Consider the following 352-nt stretch of genomic DNA (forward strand, 5'->3'; position numbering starts at 1 on the left):
GCGGATGGCTCGCGGCTGTACCGCACCGGCGACCTGGCGCGCTACCGCGAAGACGGCGTGCTGGAGTACGCCGGGCGTGTGGACCATCAGGTGAAGGTGCGCGGCCTGCGTATCGAGCTGGGTGAAATCGAAGCGCGCCTGCAGGCTCATGCCGACGTCCGTGAAGTGGCAGTGATCGCGCATCAGGGCGAGCTGAGCACCCAGCTGGTGGGTTATGTCGTCGCTCCCGCGCTGCACGACAATGCGGAGCCGCTCAAGGCCTGGCTCAAGCAGAGCCTGCCGGACTACATGGTGCCGACCCACTGGCTGTTCCTCGAACGCCTGCCGCTGACCCCCAACGGCAAGCTCGACC

General features: G+C 67.3%; 1 pseudogene. It reads left to right on the forward strand.

Going from position 1 to position 352, the window contains the following annotated elements:
* Window positions 1-352 (forward strand): annotated as a pseudogene (locus tag HU748_RS26170) (AMP-binding protein); the annotation flags it as partial.

It is taken from the genome of Pseudomonas sp. RW3S2 (genome assembly GCF_014268955.1).
Classification (GTDB): domain Bacteria; phylum Pseudomonadota; class Gammaproteobacteria; order Pseudomonadales; family Pseudomonadaceae; genus Aquipseudomonas; species Aquipseudomonas wayambapalatensis.